Annotated in this window: 15 protein-coding genes and 1 pseudogene; 10 read left to right on the top strand and 6 right to left on the bottom strand. The window is 59.3% G+C overall.

Features of this window, described 5'->3' with window-relative positions; all coding sequences use genetic code 11:
• Positions 1-280: 280 nt before the first annotated feature.
• Positions 281-532 carry a hypothetical protein gene (locus tag AACZ26_RS02740; protein WP_339618911.1) on the top strand — a complete coding sequence of 84 codons (252 nt, stop codon included), beginning with the start codon at positions 281-283 and terminating at the stop codon, positions 530-532.
• A gap of 268 nt (positions 533-800) precedes the next feature.
• Positions 801-1,013: a hypothetical protein gene (locus AACZ26_RS02735; protein ID WP_339618909.1), complete on the top strand. Its 213-nt coding sequence runs from the start codon at positions 801-803 to the stop codon at positions 1,011-1,013.
• Positions 1,014-1,498: 485 nt separating this feature from the next.
• On the opposite strand, the gene AACZ26_RS02730 is transcribed toward AACZ26_RS02735, so the two are convergent.
• On the bottom strand, positions 1,499-1,894 hold the full coding sequence (locus tag AACZ26_RS02730) for a M23 family metallopeptidase (protein ID WP_339618907.1): 396 nt from the start codon (positions 1,892-1,894) through the stop codon (positions 1,499-1,501).
• A gap of 1,681 nt (positions 1,895-3,575) precedes the next feature.
• Between AACZ26_RS02730 and AACZ26_RS02725 the strand changes: the two genes are divergently transcribed.
• Positions 3,576-4,535 carry a cytochrome c oxidase assembly protein gene (locus AACZ26_RS02725; protein WP_339618905.1) on the top strand — a complete coding sequence of 320 codons (960 nt, stop codon included), beginning with the start codon at positions 3,576-3,578 and terminating at the stop codon, positions 4,533-4,535.
• 461 nt (positions 4,536-4,996) lie between these two features.
• Here AACZ26_RS02725 and lspA read toward each other — a convergent pair whose 3' ends face one another.
• From lspA to AACZ26_RS02710, 3 genes are read right to left on the bottom strand one after another with little or no spacing between them, the layout of a single operon-like run.
• Complete coding sequence (gene lspA / locus AACZ26_RS02720) at positions 4,997-5,503, bottom strand: signal peptidase II (RefSeq protein ID WP_339618903.1); 507 nt, start codon at positions 5,501-5,503, stop codon at positions 4,997-4,999.
• Positions 5,500-7,455, bottom strand: a complete 1,956-nt coding sequence (locus AACZ26_RS02715) for a heavy metal translocating P-type ATPase (RefSeq protein ID WP_339618901.1) — start codon at positions 7,453-7,455, stop codon at positions 5,500-5,502. Before AACZ26_RS02715 ends, lspA begins: the two co-directional genes overlap by 4 nt.
• Positions 7,452-7,841: a metalloregulator ArsR/SmtB family transcription factor gene (locus AACZ26_RS02710; protein WP_339618900.1), complete on the bottom strand. Its 390-nt coding sequence runs from the start codon at positions 7,839-7,841 to the stop codon at positions 7,452-7,454. The genes AACZ26_RS02715 and AACZ26_RS02710 overlap by 4 nt, the downstream gene beginning before the upstream one ends.
• A 314-nt stretch (positions 7,842-8,155) precedes the next feature.
• On the opposite strand from AACZ26_RS02710, the gene AACZ26_RS02705 reads away from it, so the two are divergent.
• The 4 genes from AACZ26_RS02705 (at position 8,156) to AACZ26_RS02690 (ending at position 11,511) form a co-directional block, all read left to right on the top strand.
• Positions 8,156-8,845 (top strand): DUF3105 domain-containing protein, encoded by a 690-nt coding sequence (locus AACZ26_RS02705; RefSeq protein WP_339618898.1) that lies wholly within the window; start codon positions 8,156-8,158, stop codon positions 8,843-8,845.
• A gap of 32 nt (positions 8,846-8,877) precedes the next feature.
• Positions 8,878-9,495: a DUF305 domain-containing protein gene (locus tag AACZ26_RS02700; protein WP_339618897.1), complete on the top strand. Its 618-nt coding sequence runs from the start codon at positions 8,878-8,880 to the stop codon at positions 9,493-9,495.
• 620 nt (positions 9,496-10,115) lie between these two features.
• Positions 10,116-11,018 carry a cation diffusion facilitator family transporter gene (locus AACZ26_RS02695; RefSeq protein ID WP_339618895.1) on the top strand — a complete coding sequence of 301 codons (903 nt, stop codon included), beginning with the start codon at positions 10,116-10,118 and terminating at the stop codon, positions 11,016-11,018.
• Positions 10,912-11,511 carry a metalloregulator ArsR/SmtB family transcription factor gene (locus AACZ26_RS02690; RefSeq protein ID WP_339618893.1) on the top strand — a complete coding sequence of 200 codons (600 nt, stop codon included), beginning with the start codon at positions 10,912-10,914 and terminating at the stop codon, positions 11,509-11,511. Before AACZ26_RS02695 ends, AACZ26_RS02690 begins: the two co-directional genes overlap by 107 nt.
• 702 nt (positions 11,512-12,213) lie before the next feature.
• On the opposite strand, the gene AACZ26_RS02685 is transcribed toward AACZ26_RS02690, so the two are convergent.
• Positions 12,214-12,480, bottom strand: coding sequence for a zf-TFIIB domain-containing protein (locus AACZ26_RS02685; protein ID WP_339618892.1), 267 nt, complete (start codon positions 12,478-12,480; stop codon positions 12,214-12,216).
• Positions 12,481-13,017: 537 nt separating this feature from the next.
• On the opposite strand from AACZ26_RS02685, the pseudogene AACZ26_RS02680 reads away from it, so the two are divergent.
• The 3 genes and pseudogenes from AACZ26_RS02680 to AACZ26_RS02670 form a co-directional block, all read left to right on the top strand.
• Positions 13,018-13,359: pseudogene (locus AACZ26_RS02680) on the top strand (DMT family transporter); the annotation flags it as partial.
• Positions 13,356-13,490, top strand: coding sequence for a hypothetical protein (locus tag AACZ26_RS02675; protein WP_339618890.1), 135 nt, complete (start codon positions 13,356-13,358; stop codon positions 13,488-13,490). The pseudogene AACZ26_RS02680 and the gene AACZ26_RS02675, both read left to right, overlap by 4 nt.
• 70 nt (positions 13,491-13,560) lie before the next feature.
• The gene (locus tag AACZ26_RS02670) at positions 13,561-14,367 is read left to right on the top strand and encodes a tryptophan-rich sensory protein (protein WP_339618888.1); all 807 of its coding nucleotides are present in this window, start codon (positions 13,561-13,563) and stop codon (positions 14,365-14,367) included.
• Between the two features lie 64 nt (positions 14,368-14,431).
• On the opposite strand, the gene AACZ26_RS02665 is transcribed toward AACZ26_RS02670, so the two are convergent.
• Complete coding sequence (locus AACZ26_RS02665; protein WP_339620618.1) at positions 14,432-16,534, bottom strand: acyl-CoA dehydrogenase; 2,103 nt, start codon at positions 16,532-16,534, stop codon at positions 14,432-14,434.
• Positions 16,535-16,702 lie beyond the last annotated feature (168 nt).

The following is a 16,702-nucleotide window of genomic DNA, read 5'->3' as shown; positions in this document are numbered from 1 at the left end:
CCGATGGCCGCCAGGCGACATGTCACGAACAAGCTGCGTACTGCGTATCGGCAGGCGTCCAAGATCGACCGGGGCCGTATCCTTGATGAGGTGATGGCGACGACGGGAATGAGCCGCTCGAGGCGGATGCGCACTGGCTCGGCGCTGCCTGACCCTGCCGAGCAGGTCAGTAAGCGGCGGCTGCGACCGGAAGGGCTACAGCGACGAGTCCCTGCTGCCGGAGCATGTGTGGGCGCTGATGGGATGTCTGCGGGAAGTGCCTGACCGTGATTCTCGGCTTGTGACTGCCGCTACTGGCCGAGGTGGGCGATCTGGACAAACCCTTCGTCACCGTGCAGAGCTCGCCCTGCTTGGCGAGCTCTGCACGGTGGTCTCGGCGCGGTTGAACTTCTTCACCTCGACGAAGAAGCCCACCGGGTATGCCACGACCGCCGACGGGCGCCGCAAACGCGTCTACGACACCCTTGGAAACGTCGACCCGTCGAGCCCAAACGATCAGATAACTGCAAGCCCTCGCGCCCACAAAGCGTGAGGCACCAACTCACCCCTCGCACTCACTTTTCAGTGAGGAACCTCGCTTTCGTGCCGATCACTTCCCTCATGTCCCGTCGGCGGCGGTAACCTGCTTGAATTCCAGTCATCGTCGCAACACCCTGAACGTGAGGGTGTAATGGTCAACCGGCTGACGGGTCTAGAGAATGTGCAGTACAAGTCGAAAGAGCGGAGGAGTTTTTCGCCGGTTGGATCGTGGGGGGTGCGGTCTTTGCCCTCGCGGCCGGGTCAGGGCTCAGTGTTAACGCGTGCTATCGCTGGCGTCGGGAGGCCACTTGCTCTATCCCACGGGCGAAGAGCAGGTCGTGCGCGAGCTCGGGTTCGGGTTCGTGAGGATCACTTGTTATAAATGGGCGCATCAGGCGGGGATTTTCACCGCCACGGACACCGCGCCCAACGTGCACAGTTCCAACGCCTCCGCAGCGATGCTGTCAGCGGCGAGCTCCTTCACGAGCGGGTAGAGCCTTTTCCAGGCAGGTTAGCCTGCGACAGGTACACCGCAGCCCAGCGAAGAACTTCGACCTCCCGCTCGAGCAGCCGGATTCGATTCCGGGCCTCTCGAAGCTCGGTCGACTCAGTCTGGCTCTGACAAGGCTCCGAGCCGTCATCGACCGTGGAACCGCTGGAACCGCTTCTGCAACGTCATCGTGTGAACACCAAAGTCTTACGCAATCTGCTTGATCGTCACACCAGACTCACGGTTACGCGCAACACGAACGACGACGTCGCGGAAATCACGGGGATAGGGCTTAGGCACAGCAACGTCCTTCAGGCCACCCTCTCTGGCTAGCCAACTCAGATGTCACCTACCCGTGCAGCGGACCCATCCGGCCCGATCTCAATGAAACCAATTTCAGGACCGGGAATCGCAAACGGAAACATGTGGCGGTTTTCCTTTCGATCGGGTGAGTGCTGTCGTGAAGCGCGGTGCTGGTCTGGGGCCTGTTTACGAGCCAATCTTCGCTTTCATCCAGACGTACGGATCAGTCGGAGTGACTCCGTCAAGGAGGATCTCGAAATGCAGGTGAGGGCCAGTGCTGATGCCCGTGTTACCCACCTGGCCGACGAGATCGCCTACTGAAACCCTGTCGCCAACTGCTAGTGGCGATGAACCTTCGACCATGTGGGCATACCGGCTACTAATAATCTGACCATCGATCTGGTGGGTGATTATGAGGTTGGTCCCGTAGTCCGCATCATTTGCGCCCACTTGAGTGACTATGCCGTCGGCGATGGCCTGAATCGGAGTACCCAATCCAGGAGTGATGTCGATGCCTTTGTTGAAGACCGGGCATCCATCGCAAGTGCGGTATCCAAACCCGCTGCTGATTGGGGCCCCCACCAAGAAAGGCCACTGGATCAGCGAGTTTGGGTCGTTAGTGAACGTGTCGGCAGTGAGCGAGTATGGTGCTGCCCCAGGGACCGCCTTGATTGCGCTGAAGCTATCACGTTCCGGAAAGTCGTCCTGTCGTGTCGGGCGTGTGTCCGCGACACTCAGCGACTGTATCGGCACAGATTGGCTAGCAAATACTTCGGTTGCGCCGCTCTCTGGCGTCGCGTACGCCGGTAGTAGGTACGTGCCCGCCAGCAACGCGATTAGAATGATCGCGATACCACCCCTAGCACCGCTGCGCGCGGGGCGCCAAGTAGTTGCCCCCTCAGGCAGGCGGCGTGGTGATGCTGCACGGGCCAACGTTTCCGAGGATCTGCGGCCTCGCGAGCGTTGTGCGTCGCGCTCGAACTTGAGACTTTGGCGACGAGTAACTGCTCCCCGAGGAGCATGGTTGCGGTAGTTCATTGTGTCCAAACTGCGTGACGAGTGGCGCCGAGAGTAAATACGGGCGGCACTCCCGGAAAAGATGGTGCTGAAGAGGATGAACTGACTGGGCATCACGTGCCTGTACTGGGCTCCCGAAAGAACCAAGCCCGTGTCGGGCAAAGCGGCTACGGGTCCGACTGTTCTAATCCTCAATCACGTTCTCTTCTATTGGTCGAATGTCGTGAATCGCTTCAGCGCGTGCGAAATTTATGTAGCACAGCTGGGCGAACGCGAATCAGGTTCGACTAATAGAAAGGATCAGGAGCGAAGGTCGAGACGCCGGAACTTGTACAAAAAGGCGCTGCATTACGCTCTGGAATACCTGCCTCGGGCTTTCCAAATCGAGGCGCAAAAAGTGGAAGAGTATGAAAAACACCGAGACTAAAAGTGCGAGCACACATGCCACAGCTACCAGGTCGTGGACGGGACCGCAGGTCTCTATGCACACATCACTTAAAGCAGAATCCCCTTGAACTGCCAAGAGTATTGGCGACCCCACAGTTGAAGAACTCACAGCGTGAGGTGTTGGCACCTGAGATTCTGCAAGGAAAAAGTGCACCGCAAGTAGGGCGATGAGAGCCGCGGGAACTACGATGAGGGCAATCCCGACGCGCCTCCAGCGGGATTGCGGACGGTGCGAAAAAGCCAGCGTTTCACCCATCAAGCCGTCCCTCTCCTTTCACAAAGTACTAGCTTAATGGCCACCTGTACCTCGAAGCTGTCAAATAGCCGAACGGTCCCTCACCCTAGGGATTGCGAGCTAGATATTCGCGGGTACGGTGCGTCCACGTCGCCAACTGTTGAACATCCGCGACCTTTCGTGCAGACCACCGCAATCGTGGGGACTACCGAACCAACGATGCAGAAAGACGATAGCCTCAGCCACTGATGAGTTTGTGAGATAATTCTCGGATCAACGAAAACCTTCCACTCACTCAATTTATCGACTACAGCTAGAGCAGAACGCCACGGGCCGGTGTCGTCGTCTCGGATCGCAGACGCACAGCCTCTCGTTCGTAGGTTCCATTTTATTCATACCGTTTTCTACCATGCCAACTTCTTCGAGTCGCTTACTCAACGCTGTCGCTGCCTCAGCAGTTTCTGGTGAGGCCAGCCCTCGGACGCTCGTACTTTTTCTCAGAGGACCTGCCAATTCCTTGATGCCGGGCAACAGCGAACGCCAAAAGAATGGAGCTCCGCAAGTATGAATGCCGACTGGGTGAGCATTCCTGATTCCCCTCCAAGCCTTGGCCAGTTCCTCGCTTTCGACCTCCAACCGGTGCCTCTTATCCCCATCATTGGCGTGGCACTGGCCGCGGTGTATTTGCTGGGAGCCGTTCGGCTTTGGGCAAGCGGACGTCCGTGGCCAGTGTGGCGAACTCTCACGTTCCTGTTGGGATGTTTGATAATTGTCATTGTCACGGGACTTGGCGTTGAAGGCTATGGCTACGTAATGCTGTCCGTATTCATGTTCCAGCAGTTGACCCTGATGATGCTTGTGCCCCCGTTACTCATACTTGGACTGCCAGGAACGCTGCTCCTTCGCGCAACCCCTCATCACGGCTTGGGGCGCTTTGTGCTCCGCTTTGCATTCATCGGACTCCGAAGCCGAGGCAGCCGGTGGCTGTTGCATCCTGTCGTTACCGTCCCGCTTTTCTTGTTCTTCTTCTATGGTCTTTATCTCGCAGGTTTAGCTGACCTGATTCTCGCTCTTCCGTTTGGCCATCTCGGCTTAGAACTCAGTTTCCTCGCCGCGGGAATTCTCTTCACAATTCCTATCCTCAGCGACGACCCGCTGCCTGTTCGGATGTCGTTCCCAGCCCGAGTGCTTGACCTCACCGCCGAGGTCGCACTTCACGCGTTTTTCGGTGTAATCGTCATGATGAGCCCCTTCCTGCTTGCCGACTCCTTCGGCACGCCTCCACCGTCAATGGGCGTCAACCCGCTCGCCGATCAGGGCATCGCAGGGGGGCTTGCCTGGTCATACGGGGAAGCTCCTACCGTCCTCATGATGCTCTACATCCTTCGTCGGTGGTTCCACGACGATACCTCGAAGGCGGCTCTAGCCGACCGGCGATCCGATGTGCACGGCGATACCGAACTGGACGCCTATAACGAGTACCTCGCGGAACTACGTAATCGTGAACTCAGACGCCCGTGGTGAGAATCGCCAAAGAAGATGATGCTTATTCACAAGGGAGCAACGGTCCGCAACAAGGAAATTGACCCGAGAATTTGTCTTTCGGGCGTGGGCTAGCAGGTCGCTCATGGGCGGGACGCGGTCTGCTGCGCCGTCTAGTTGACGTCTGAAATAGCTTGCCCGGGGCCCCCATCGTCCACTGGGCCTTGTTGGATCCACGGAGGCCTGAAGTTCGGGTACCACCGTAGTCAATGCTTCGCTGTCAGCGGACCGAATAACTTCTGGCTGACGGATTTCACTGAGCACCAGAACGATGATCACAAACTGCACTTGCACACCAACTCGCAGATTCCCCTGAACCGAGATCGTCGGCTACGTGATCGAATTGCAGAAGAACTCTCGTTGGGCAGTTAGACCGTGCAAACTAGCAGCCATGCAGCGGTGAAGCTCGGCCGGCCGGGTCCTATGGTGCACTCGGGTTGTGGTCAGCGGCGGGTTTGGGTTCGCGGGGACAGCAACGTACCTAAAATGAACAGTGCTACCCCTGCGGTGATGAATACGTCGGCAAGATTGAATGTGGGAAACCAGCCGGTATGTAAGTAGTCGACGACACCGCGCCCGTCGAGCCTGTCAATGAAGTTGCCAAGCGCACCACCGAGAAGCAGCGCCGCGCCCGCACGGGAGAGCGCGGTCATGGTCGGAGCAACAGAGACCGTGTACCAGATCAGCCCAATGATTATCAGGCCGGTTCCCGCGATGAGAACCCCGGCAGGAAGATTAGTCCCAAGGCTGAACGCAACCCCCGAGTTGTAGAGCAGCCTAATGTTCATCAGTCCCAGGTCGACGACGTTCCCACGGAAAAGTAGCGCTTCGACGAGTGCTTTGATTGCTAAATCGGTGGCAGCTATGAGTACCGCACTGACCAGCAGCACGGTTCTAATCCTGCGCGCGGATCGGGTGGGTGTTTTGGGCATGGAAGTTGTGGCGCTCATACGGTCGACTCCAAAGCCGAGGCGAATTGGCTTTCCTTTAGGGTAGTTTTACGGGTGATCTGGCCGGCCCGGACGCCATTGCCAATCACGACAATTTCGGCAAGTTCGTGGATCAGGACCACTGCGGCAAGACCCAGAACCCCGAAAAGTGCGAGGGGGATTAGCACCGCGATCAGAAGCAGGGACAGACCCACGTTTTGGAACATGATGCCCCTGGTCCTGCGCGCGTGATCGAGCACCTGGGGCAGGTGGTTAAGATCCTCGCCCATGAGAGCGATGTCCGCCGTTTCGATGGCGACGTCGGTCCCCATGGCGCCCATGGCGATGCCAGTATCGGCCGTTGCCAAAGCCGGAGCATCGTTGATGCCGTCGCCGACCATCGCGGTGCCCTGTCGGGCCTTGAGCGTGCGGATGATCTCCGCCTTATCCTCAGGGCGCAGATCCGCATAGATCTCTGGGATGCCTGCCGCCTTGCCGAGTGCAGTGGCGGTGATGATGTTGTCACCAGTCAGCATCGCGATAGTGTAGCCGGACGCCTTGAGCCGGGTGACGACCTCGCGGGCCTCGGGACGCAGCTCGTCACGGACCGCGATCGCACCGATTACCAGCCCGTCGTCCTCAATTAAAACCGCGGTGGCACCCGCATGCTGCATCCGTTCGATGTCGGGGGCCAGTGGCCCGGCGTCGATCCAGCCCGGACGCCCGAGCCGGACGATCCGACCCTCCAGCCGACCTTCCAGGCCAGCACCGGGAACAGCGTCCACGTCCGTGACGGCCGCACGGTCCAGGGTCGCAGCGAGGATGGCGCGAGCCAGAGGGTGCTCACTGCGGGATTCGAGGCCTGCGGCGAGAGCGAGCACGTGCTGGCGGGTCGCGGTCTCGGTGACCGCGATGTCGATCACGGCTGGCTTGTTGCGTGTGAGGGTTCCTGTTTTATCCAGTGCGATGGTGCGGATCCTGCCGAGGGTTTCGAGAGCACCTCCGCCCTTGATCAGCACCCCGAGGCGGGTGGCCGCACCCACGGAAGCGACGACGGTGACAGGTACTGAGATGGCCAGGGCGCACGGCGAGGCTGCAACTAGGACTACGAGGGCACGCTCAAACCACAGCAGCGGTTCGCCGACGATGAAGCCGTAAAGGATTATCAGGGCTGCAACGATCAGGATGCCAGGAACGAGCTTGCTGGCGATCGAGTCGGCCAGGCGCTGGCCCGGGCCTTTGCGGGACTGCTCGGCCTCGACGATGTGGACTATCCTCGCCAGCGAGTTGTTCTCGGCTGTGCTGGTGACCTCGACTTCGAGCGGGCCTGTTCCGTTGATGGACCCGGCATAGACCTCGGTTCCAGGCCCGGCCTCAACCGGGACAGATTCCCCGGTCAGTGCCGAGGTGTCCAGGGAGGTCCGGCCCGTGATGATCCTGCCGTCGGTGGCCAAGCGTTCCCCGGGCCGGACGACCATGCGGTCCCCCTGGGCGAGCTCTGTCGGGGCGACGGTGGCTTCCGCGCCGTCTCGCAGGATGGTCGCCTCAGCCGGGACCAGATCCAACAATGCGCGCAGGCCTCGGCGGGTTTTCGTTAAAGAGTATTCCTCTAGCCCCTCGGAGATCGCGTAGAGGAAGGCGAGGGTTGCCGCTTCCTCGACCTGCCCGAGCACGACCGCGCCGACGGCAGCGATGGTCATCAGCGTGCCGACCCCGATTTTGCCTTTCGCGAGACGCCGAATTGTGGAGGGGACAAACGTCCAGGCGGCAACTAGCAGCGCCGCGATTTCCAGAGGCAGCGTCAGCCATTGCGGGCCACCCAACAACCCCGCGATCCACGCCACGATCAGCAGCCCACCGGAAATCGCAGCGGCCCGGATCTCGGTCACGTGCCAGAATCCTACGGCTTTCTCTGGTTCGTTGGCTCCTCCGGTTTTGGCCTGTTCATCGCTGCAGCCGCAGGCATCGCTCATCGGGCACTCTCCTTCGTAAGTGAGGCGACGCCGACACTGCCCGTGCCGTAATTTGGGCACAGGCTGACCGCGCTACCGGTGGCAGCGAGGAGGACCTCGGCCTGGGCAAGCATGTCCATGAGTTCCGGGCGTGCGAGTGAGTAGTACACGCTGCGTCCCTGTACTCGACCCTGAACAAGGCCGCAGTCGCGCAGACACGCCACATGCGCCGACACCGTGGACTGGGCTAGGCCGAGTTCGCCGACGAGATCGCCTACTCGCACCTCCCCGCCGGTCATTCGCATCACGATGCTAAGGCGGGTCGGGTCGCTGAGGGAATTGAACAGCGCCACGGCAGGATTGAGCTGTCCGCACGCGCCCACTTGGGCCTCATTTTCAATCGTCATCTGACGATTATAGCGCCAATTCGGGATGTTGCGACTTGCGGGTATGAGCAAGGGTGAGCATCACTGTGTGTCAGCTCCATTGCAGCGCTACTGATCTTCAGCAACCATGAACGCTTCAGGCGCGACCCTGCTCAACGACCGTCAAGGGAACCCTCGTCCTCGTCACATTCGCGGTACGTCGAGAGTTCTGCTCGCGAACCTGCTATGACGTTCTCGGCGGGTAGATCGTCTCTGGCGTTCCTCACAAACTGAGTGGACTAATCTTCATAGATATTGCCTTCCCTGCCCACCAACCCGATGACAGGATCTTCACAGTGAAACCCCGCAACTCAGAGTCACCGATGCCTCCCGCCGCCCGCAAAGACCTCACAGTGAAGCAGCAACGTGCTGAGAATCGTGCTGTAAAGGTCGCCGCTCTCAAAAAGAAGCAGGCCGCGGAAAAGCGCAATCGCCTAATCGGCATCGTGACGGGCATAGTCGCAGCGGTCGGTGTTCTGGCCCTGATCGTCACCATTGTTGTCACGAACGGCACCCCAAAAGTGAGCCCGGATGCCATCGAAATCACCGGATTGCAGAACTATCCCGATGTCGTCGCAGGACATGTCGAAGGCGTGGTCGACTACGCGCAGAGCCCTCCCGCCGGCGGCGAGCACGCCCCAGCCTGGCTCAATTGCGGAATCTACACCGAACCCGTTCCCAACGAGAACGCCGTGCATTCACAAGAGCACGGCGCTGTCTGGGTCACATACAACCCGGATCAGGTAACGGGCGACGATCTGAAGGCACTCCAGGATGCTGTGCCGTCGACTTTCTCGGTACTCTCCCCCATGTCCGACCTTCAGTCCCCCGTCGTTATCTCGGCGTGGGCGAATCAGGTAGAGCTGGACGGCGTTGACGATCCTCGGCTTCAGGACTTCGTCGACAAATTCTGGCAGGGCGGCGACGCGCCTGAGGCGGGTGCCTCCTGCTCCGGTGCGATCGATGGCCCAGGGCGGATCGCGTGAATGACGCAGCAGATGCGCCGTTGAGGCGGCCTATGCCGCAAGTAGTCGCCGCAGTGCTCGCCGCGGTCCTGTTGCTGATCGCTGGGATCTTTCTTGGGCGCCTGGTATTCCCGGTAGCACCATCAACCCCATCGACGACGAGCGCAGAAGCCGGCTTCGCACGTGACATGCAGGTTCACCATCAGCAAGCGATCGAAATGTCTATGATCATCCGCGAGAAGAGCAACAACGAAGAGATCCGCACGCTCGCGTACGACATTGCTACCGCTCAGGGGCAGCAGGCGGGCCAAATGTACGGTTGGTTGACGATGTGGAAGTTGCCGCAAGCTTCCGCCGAACCCTCGATGACATGGATGATGCAGCCGACGCTCGATGGCAGCCCAAGCGACATGGGTTCCGCACCCCACTCGGAAATGGTGATGCCCGGCCTAGCCACCTTTGAGCAGATGGAGGAGCTGAGGACAAGCACTGATAGCTCCGACGCAATTTTCCTTAAGCTCATGATCGCGCACCACACCGGCGGGGTCGAGATGGCCCAAGCACTCCTCGACCGGTCGACCAATGAGGTCGTAACCTCTCTTGCGGAGAGAATGGTGCGCACCCAGAAGAGCGAAATGACCTACATGAAGGAGCTCCTGGCTGCACTGTAGTTACAACGATCGGTCGCAAGGAGTCCGAGCGCAAGCTCCGGCATCCAACTCTCTGCCGAGCATGTGGTCACTATGTTGGCCGAGACGAGGGGCCCTGCTAGCGTGTGGATTAGGTTCGTGCACACGGAGGCGAAATATTCTCTCCAGTTGATTCGGATCAATGGGCTCCAGCGCGACGATGTTTCTTGCAGTGGCCTAGTGCTCCGTTTGTATCGTTCACCCAAAACGGCAGCTGCTGGCGGGGCGTTCGCCGATGCATTCGACTCATCGAATACAGCGAACATTGGTCTCTCGGTCTTTACGTCGCCATCGCTCAACCCGCCGTAGCGACCATCTTGATTGAGCACCCCCTCTCGCTATCGCCGTTTACGACTTTCGGATACTCTGCGCGTGCCTGTTTATGCTCTCCGAACCCACAGGCCTCGGAGTTTGCGAGCCGCAGACTACGACCACCAACAACAGCGCGCCTGCGAAGTATGCAAGAATGTTCAGATATGGGATCGAGATTTATTGGAGCGCTGGCTCGAATGGAAGTCATCGAACTGCCAACGTCAAGATCGCGCTCCTGCGGGAATTCTAGGGAGACGGACCACACCAAATTTTTAGGGAGAGGCTGAGCTATGGGCTCTGATCATTCACATGCTTCTGCAGTGAGCGCGGCTGGGCAGCATCGCAAACCGCTGTTCATTGCGTTCGCGCTGACGGCGACATACATGATTGTCGAATTCATCGCCGGTTTCACCTTCAATTCACTAGCTCTCATCTCCGATGCCGCACACATGGGCACCGATGTTCTTGGTCTCGGCATGGCATTGACAGCGATAACCTTGGCATCTCGGCCGACCACGACGCAACGAACCTACGGCTTTTATCGGCTTGAGGTCCTCGCCGCCCTAGCAAACGGTATCCTCCTGTTCGCTGTCGCAGGGTATGTCCTCATCGAGGCTATAAAGCGTTTCAGCAATCCTCCCGAAGTGCCAGGACTGCCCCTATTTATCGTGGCGTTCATCGGTTTAGTCGTCAACCTGATCAGTTTCAGACTCTTGATGGCGGGGTCCAAGGAGAGCCTAAACCTCAAAGGCGCATACTTGGAAGTCTTCGCGGATCTATTGGGTTCCGTCGGAGTTATCGTTGCCGCAATCATCCTGTATACAACGGGATGGCAATACGTTGATCCAATCATTGGGGTCGGCATCGGATTGTTCATCCTCCCTCGTACCTGGAAGCTCACGAGTCAGGCCCTGCGGATCCTGATGGAGGTCGCCCCTCCGCATCTTGATATCGAAGAAATTCGTCGCGAGATTCTGGCACTTCCGGGGGTGGCAGAGGTGCACGATCTGCATGTGTGGACAATCACGTCAGGTTTGGAAAGCGCCAGCGGGCATGTGGCAATCGATTCCGACAGTGATTATCAGGATGTACTCGATGCGGTTCTCGGACTGCTGGACGAGCGCTACAACATCTCTCACGCAACAATCCAATGTGAACCGAGAGAGTACAACGAGACGACCAACGCAGTATAGTTATGGAGGAAATGTGTATCCAGTTGGACATATGAGCAGACGCAAAGTGAACCAAGACAGACAAACGGTGCCTCGGGTTCCACCCGCGATCGCTCTCGCGCGCACCGTAAATGCCGAGCATGTCCAGACTGCTAGATCGAACATGCCGTTGGAAGCTGACATCGCAAACTTGGCTGACGTATTCAAACTATTGGGCGAGCCGAGCCGAGTTCGGATCCTGATCGCTTTACTCAACGGTCCTATGTGTGTTCGTGATTTGGCTGCAGCCATCGACCTCAGTGAATCTGCGGCGTCCCACGCACTTCGTTTGTTGCGTGCGCACCGAGTCGTCGAGGTGCACCGGAGCGGACGCGTAGCCCACTACGAACTCGCGGATTCCCATGTGCGAGTTCTGTTGGAACTGGGACTCGAACACGTAGACCACACGATCATGCTGCATGCAGCGCCTCCTACAGCACCCAGTGGAACATTCAGCGGTCAGACGCTCTGTTAGCCGAACCACTATCGCAGCGTGGAGTGCGGGCGCTAGCCCTTCAACGTTTAGCTGGGTCACGCCGTCGACGCTGAAGCCGGCTGAACCTTTCGGGGTGAGTGCGACGTGAGCGTTCAGCCGTGGGGCGTCAGAGCGGCGTGGCTGACCTGAAATAGGGATGCCTGATGCCCGTGTTGAACAAACACCAGGTGAAGATTCGGCCGAATTCCTTACCGTCGTCGGTCTGGACTCGTTCGTCAACGAACAGCAGCTTAGAGAGCACATGATCCATGAAATTTAGGTAGCCCCCGGCTTAGTGCCCTGAGCATTGGATCTCATATGGCCTGTAGCGCTCGGACGCTGGGGCCGACTGAACCCGACTACGTTCCGGTTCGTCCATCGCCGGGCAGGTTGATCGTGATGGCACCAGTGCGCTTCACATACGAGGCAACGTAGTGCGATCCGAATCGCGCCTGAGGCGCGACCTACGGACGCGCTAAATTATCACAGGCTACGACGCGTACGGCGAATGGTGCGGCACGCTGAATCGATTGCTCAGTTCTGCGAACCGCCCATCTTCAATCAGTTTGCGCCGTGTGAAATACGCGGTCCCGGTGCCGGTGTACTAACGGTAATTCGCCGCCACGCTGCCGTCGAATTCCTCGAGTTGTCGAAGTACAGCGAGCTTCTCTTTCGGGCGGAACCCGAGCTCCCTCTCTGGTCTCAGTCGAACAGGTTGCTGAGCCAACTTTCCTTCCGTCTGCCGTATTGCTCGCGTTGCGACCCGTGACTCTGATGACCGTGACCACTGCTTCGCCTAGGCGGTTCTTGCTCGTATGGAGCCGAGGAGGCTTCAGCCTGCGAGCGCTCCACGATCTTGTCGAGTTCTCCTCGATCTAACCAGACTCCTCGACACTGCGGGCAGTAATCGATCTCGATTCCGGATCGTTCGGAAAGAAGCAACGTCTCGCCATCGTTAGGACACTTCATCTGACACCAATCTCTTGCGGGACGGCGGATCCCGTCCAGACTCGTCAACGTTTGTTGCCGTCGACTAATCTTCCAATAAGTAGGTTGATTGATGGCTGTGAAACGTCTTCCTCAGAATTGATCGATGCGGTCGACTCATTTTGACTACCGGTCGAATCTCAACGACTAAGCACGTGGAGGGGATGCGAGCGAGGTCATACTCTCTCGGAGTACAGACGGACAGCAGCGGGACTGGGCAAATATCGCCGAAGTCCGACTGGACGAGGGCGCAGCCATAGCCATCAGCCTCGAACAACTCTGGTACGAATAGCTTTCTCGATCGTCGTTGAAGTAGTCCTTCCGGTGCTGGAGCCCGTCGTTTTGCAGAATGACACCGTCGATGACCTAGATCTTCGACGAGCAGGTGTAACTCTTCGGAGTCGATCCGGTGTGAGCATTCGACCTTGCCGTTGAGGCAGGGTGTGAGCTCGAGGAGTCATGTCAAAATGAGCTCGTAAATTTGTTCACGGCATTATTTCACAGTGCGTGCCGCGAAGTAGTTGGTCAGCAGCTGCTGCAGCGCCGGCGAAGATCCCGCTCGCGGTGATCTCAGCAATCCAACAGCCGCCGGCCGCCGAACCTATCGAGTGGGCTGCGTTTGGATACTTAGCCGTGGTGAGTATGTTCCTCGGTTTCTTCGCGTGGTACCGCGGACTCGCAATCGGGCCGATGGCGCAGGTCAGCCAGGTGCAATTGGTGCAACCGGTATTGAGCATCGCCTGGGCCGCTCTGATTCTCGGGGAGGAGCTCACGGTTCCGACCATCATCGGCGGTGCGGTCGTGACTCTCTCCGCCGGGGTGGCAGTTCGCATCCGCTCCTCCGCTACCCTTAGAGCATGAAGACCATCTCTGTTGTCGCCGTTCTCGGCAAGCTTGCTCTCGTCGCAATGGGCGGGATCGTTGCGCTCACCGGTGTCATCCTTCTTGTGAACCTTGCCGTGCCGAGTCTGCTCGCCGGCTTCACGCACTAACAACCCCGCGATTCTTTCGGTGACTCCTGCGCAGGAGTTCTAGGCTAAGAGCCAACCGAAGGAGAACGTGATGCGTGAATCCACTGATGTGGTCAGGCAGATCACCGTCGCAGCGAGCGCAGTTTTCGCCCTCGTCGGGGCCTTCGTCGGCTCTGGTGCCGCGGGCGGGACTCCGATTCAGGATGCTGCGGGCGGTGCGCTCAGCGCCGACGCCACCGTCATCGCCCCCGCCGGTTCAGCGTTTGGCATCTGGAGCGTCATCTACTTCGGCCTCATCGCGTACGCCGTATGGCAAATGTTGCCGAAGCAGTCAAGCACCGAATTGCACCGCCGCGTCGGCTACTGGGTTGCTGCCTCGCTGGTTCTCAATGCGGTCTGGATTCTCTCCATCCAATACGGCCTGCTTGCACTTAGCGTTCCCGTGATCATCCTGCTGCTGATTGTGCTCATCAAGGCATACCTGACCACCGTGAACTTGCCCGCAGCTGGCGCGATCGATGCGATCGTCACCGATGGCACCATTGGCCTCTATCTCGGGTGGGTGTGTGTTGCGACCGCAGCGAACATCACGGCGTGGCTGGTCGCTATCGGATTTTCCGGGTTCGGAATCCACGAAGACGTGTGGGGTGTGGCCATCATCATCGTCGCCGGAGCAGTGGGCATCGCCCTCGCCGCTCGCGGCCGCGCCCACTTTGCGCCATCTCTTTCGCTCAGCTGGGGGCTCGCGTGGGTCGCCGTCGGCAGGCTTACCGGAGACCGGATCTCAGAACCCACCGCGGTTGCCGCAATCATCGCTGTCGCCGCCGTACTTACGAGCGCAACAGTATTCGCAGTTGCAAGGCTGCGCTCCGAGCAAACCCAACCTGCGAGTGGTTAAGGCTGCCGACAACACCCCTTGTGTTTGAGCCGGCAGCCTCCAAAAATTTCGGAGGGCGAGCGCGCTAGCGTCGCTTCTTCTGCTTCAGATCCTTCTCGTGCACCGGCTCCTCGCCAGATGCGCGACGCTCGGCGTAGTAGTCGCGCGCCTCGTTTTGGCGAATGGCTTCGGCACCCGAGGCGATCGGTGCACGCACCAACTCGTCGGTGAGACCAAACGCGGCAACGAGATCCAGAGCCTGCGGGCGCAAGCGCGGCAGCAAGCGGTCATCGATGTAGTCGGTGATCGCCTGAGCACGGTTCGTCGAGATGCGACCGTGCATGAGGTACCACGCGAGGTTCTTCTCGATCAGCGAGAAGCCGAAGAGGTCACGCAACCAGGTCATGACCTTCGCGGTGTCCTTATCCTCGATCTTCTCGAGGGCCCGAGTGAACGCCTCCCACTGCAGCAGCTCGGCATGCGCGTAGGCCGTCATGATGAGCTGATTCTGGTGACTGTTGAAGAGAGCGGCAGCCTCAGCCTGCGGAAGCTTCGTCGCCGGACGCAGCTTGCCCGCGACATCCGCCACCATCGTCTCCACGCGATCCGTCAACAACTGGCGCTGTGAATCAGTGTCGCGCACATACCCGATCGACCGGGCGGTGGAACCGAAGTCAACAACGTTCTGCGCAAAACGGCGCAAGCCAGTGCGGTTCACGGCGGCGTCGCTAACCTGATCGGCAACGTACTGGGCGAGCGCTCCCGGATCTGCGCTAGCGAACTTGCGCGAGTAGTCGGTGAGAAGGCGCTTGGCAACCAACTGCAGCAACACGTTGTTGTCACCCTCGAAGGTGGCGTACACATCCATGTCGGCGCGCATCTGGGTGAGACGGTTCTCGGCCATGAAACCAGAACCACCACACGCCTCACGGGCTTCCTGCAGAATGTCGAGGGCAGCCCACGTGCTGAGCGGCTTCAGCGCTGCCGCAATCGTTTCGAGGTCCTGGCGGTCGGCATCAGTGTCGGTTCGACCAGAGAAGACGCCATCAAATTTGTCGAGGAATTCCTCGTGCGCGAACGACATCGCGTAGGTCTGTGCGAGTCGCGGCAGCAGTCGACGCTGGTGACGCTGGTAGTCGAGAATCACTTCTTCTTTGGTGTTGCTGGATGCCGTGAACTGTCGGCGCTCCGAGCCGTACGTGATGGCAATGGTGAGGGCTAGCTTGCTCGCGAGCACTGCGGCGCCATCGAGAGAAACACGGCCCTGAACGAGCGTGCCCAGCATCGTGAAGAAGCGACGGCCGGGGCTGTCGATGTCAGAACTGTAGTCGCCGTTGTCGTCGACACTGCCGTAGCGGTTGAGGAGGTTAGTGCGGGGAACACGGACGTGGTCGAAAGCCAAGCGGCCGTTGTCGATACCGTTCAAGCCGCCCTTGAGACCGTCATCCTCGCCCGAGATTCCGGGAAGGAATCCGTTGTCGTCACGAAGCGGAACGTAAAACGCGTGCACGCCGTGGTTGACGTCCTTGGTGATGAGCTGCGCGAAAACCGTGGCTGCTTTGCCGTGAAGCGCAGCGTTGCCGAGGTAGTCCTTCCAGGCCGCGCGAAACGGGGTGTTGATGACGAACTCGTCGGTGTCGGGGTCATAGGTCGCTGTCGTGGCGATGCTCGCGACATCCGAACCGTGACCGATCTCGGTCATCGCGAAAGCGCCAGGAATCTTGAGACTCATGATGTCGGGGAGCCACTTGTCGTGGTGCTCTTTCGTGCCGAGGTGCAGAACGGCCGCGCCGAACAGGCCCCATTGAACGCCAGATTTGATCTGCAGCGAGGGGTCAGCGAGAACGACCTCTTCGAAGGCCGCAATGTTTCCGCCGTGGTCGTCGTTGCCGCCGAGCTCAGCCGGGAACGCGCGCTGAACGGCGCCGTTATCGACGAGAAGTGAAAGCTGGTGAAGAACCCGTTCACGGTGGTCTTCCATCGACAGCCCGTCAACGCGGTGGAACTCGGGGTTCGACATGAGTGCGCGTGATTCCTTGCGCGCTTTCGCCCACTTGCCCAGAAGATATTCTCCCAACCACTCAACATTGATGGCGGGGTTGCCAGCGGGGGTGGCAGCGTCGTCGCGGGCGGGGATGGATGATTCCGGCGCCGTCTCGGTCGCCGTGTGGTCGTGAACCTGGGTCATGGCTATCTCGATTCCTGAAAGTTCGGTAATTGTCACGGTACGAGCCTTGCGGGCGGGTGCAAAGTGGCTCGTTGACCGTCAACCAAGTGGATGCCGGACCCACCGCATCCCTTTGTGGAAAACCGCAAATCAGCCGCCGTAGCGTTGTGGGAATCATTATTCAGTTGC

The sequence above is a fragment of the uncultured Salinibacterium sp. genome, from assembly GCF_963974405.1.
In the GTDB taxonomy this organism is placed as follows: Bacteria; Actinomycetota; Actinomycetes; order Actinomycetales; family Microbacteriaceae; genus Rhodoglobus.
Note: the sequence above shows the minus strand (reverse complement) of the source record. Positions and strands in the feature narration are given on the sequence as shown.

Coding starts and splice junctions, on each gene's coding strand:
- AACZ26_RS02725 (WP_339618905.1), top strand. CDS start 3,576: ATGAATGCCGACTGGGTGAGCATTCCTGATTCCCCTCCAAGCCTTGGC.
- lspA (WP_339618903.1), bottom strand. CDS start 5,503: ATGAGCGCCACAACTTCCATGCCCAAAACACCCACCCGATCCGCGCGC.
- AACZ26_RS02715 (WP_339618901.1), bottom strand. CDS start 7,455: ATGAGCGATGCCTGCGGCTGCAGCGATGAACAGGCCAAAACCGGAGGA.
- AACZ26_RS02710 (WP_339618900.1), bottom strand. CDS start 7,841: ATGACGATTGAAAATGAGGCCCAAGTGGGCGCGTGCGGACAGCTCAAT.
- AACZ26_RS02700 (WP_339618897.1), top strand. CDS start 8,878: ATGCCGCAAGTAGTCGCCGCAGTGCTCGCCGCGGTCCTGTTGCTGATC.
- AACZ26_RS02695 (WP_339618895.1), top strand. CDS start 10,116: ATGGGCTCTGATCATTCACATGCTTCTGCAGTGAGCGCGGCTGGGCAG.
- AACZ26_RS02690 (WP_339618893.1), top strand. CDS start 10,912: ATGTACTCGATGCGGTTCTCGGACTGCTGGACGAGCGCTACAACATCT.
- AACZ26_RS02685 (WP_339618892.1), bottom strand. CDS start 12,480: ATGAAGTGTCCTAACGATGGCGAGACGTTGCTTCTTTCCGAACGATCC.
- AACZ26_RS02675 (WP_339618890.1), top strand. CDS start 13,356: ATGAAGACCATCTCTGTTGTCGCCGTTCTCGGCAAGCTTGCTCTCGTC.
- AACZ26_RS02670 (WP_339618888.1), top strand. CDS start 13,561: ATGCGTGAATCCACTGATGTGGTCAGGCAGATCACCGTCGCAGCGAGC.
- AACZ26_RS02665 (WP_339620618.1), bottom strand. CDS start 16,534: ATGACCCAGGTTCACGACCACACGGCGACCGAGACGGCGCCGGAATCA.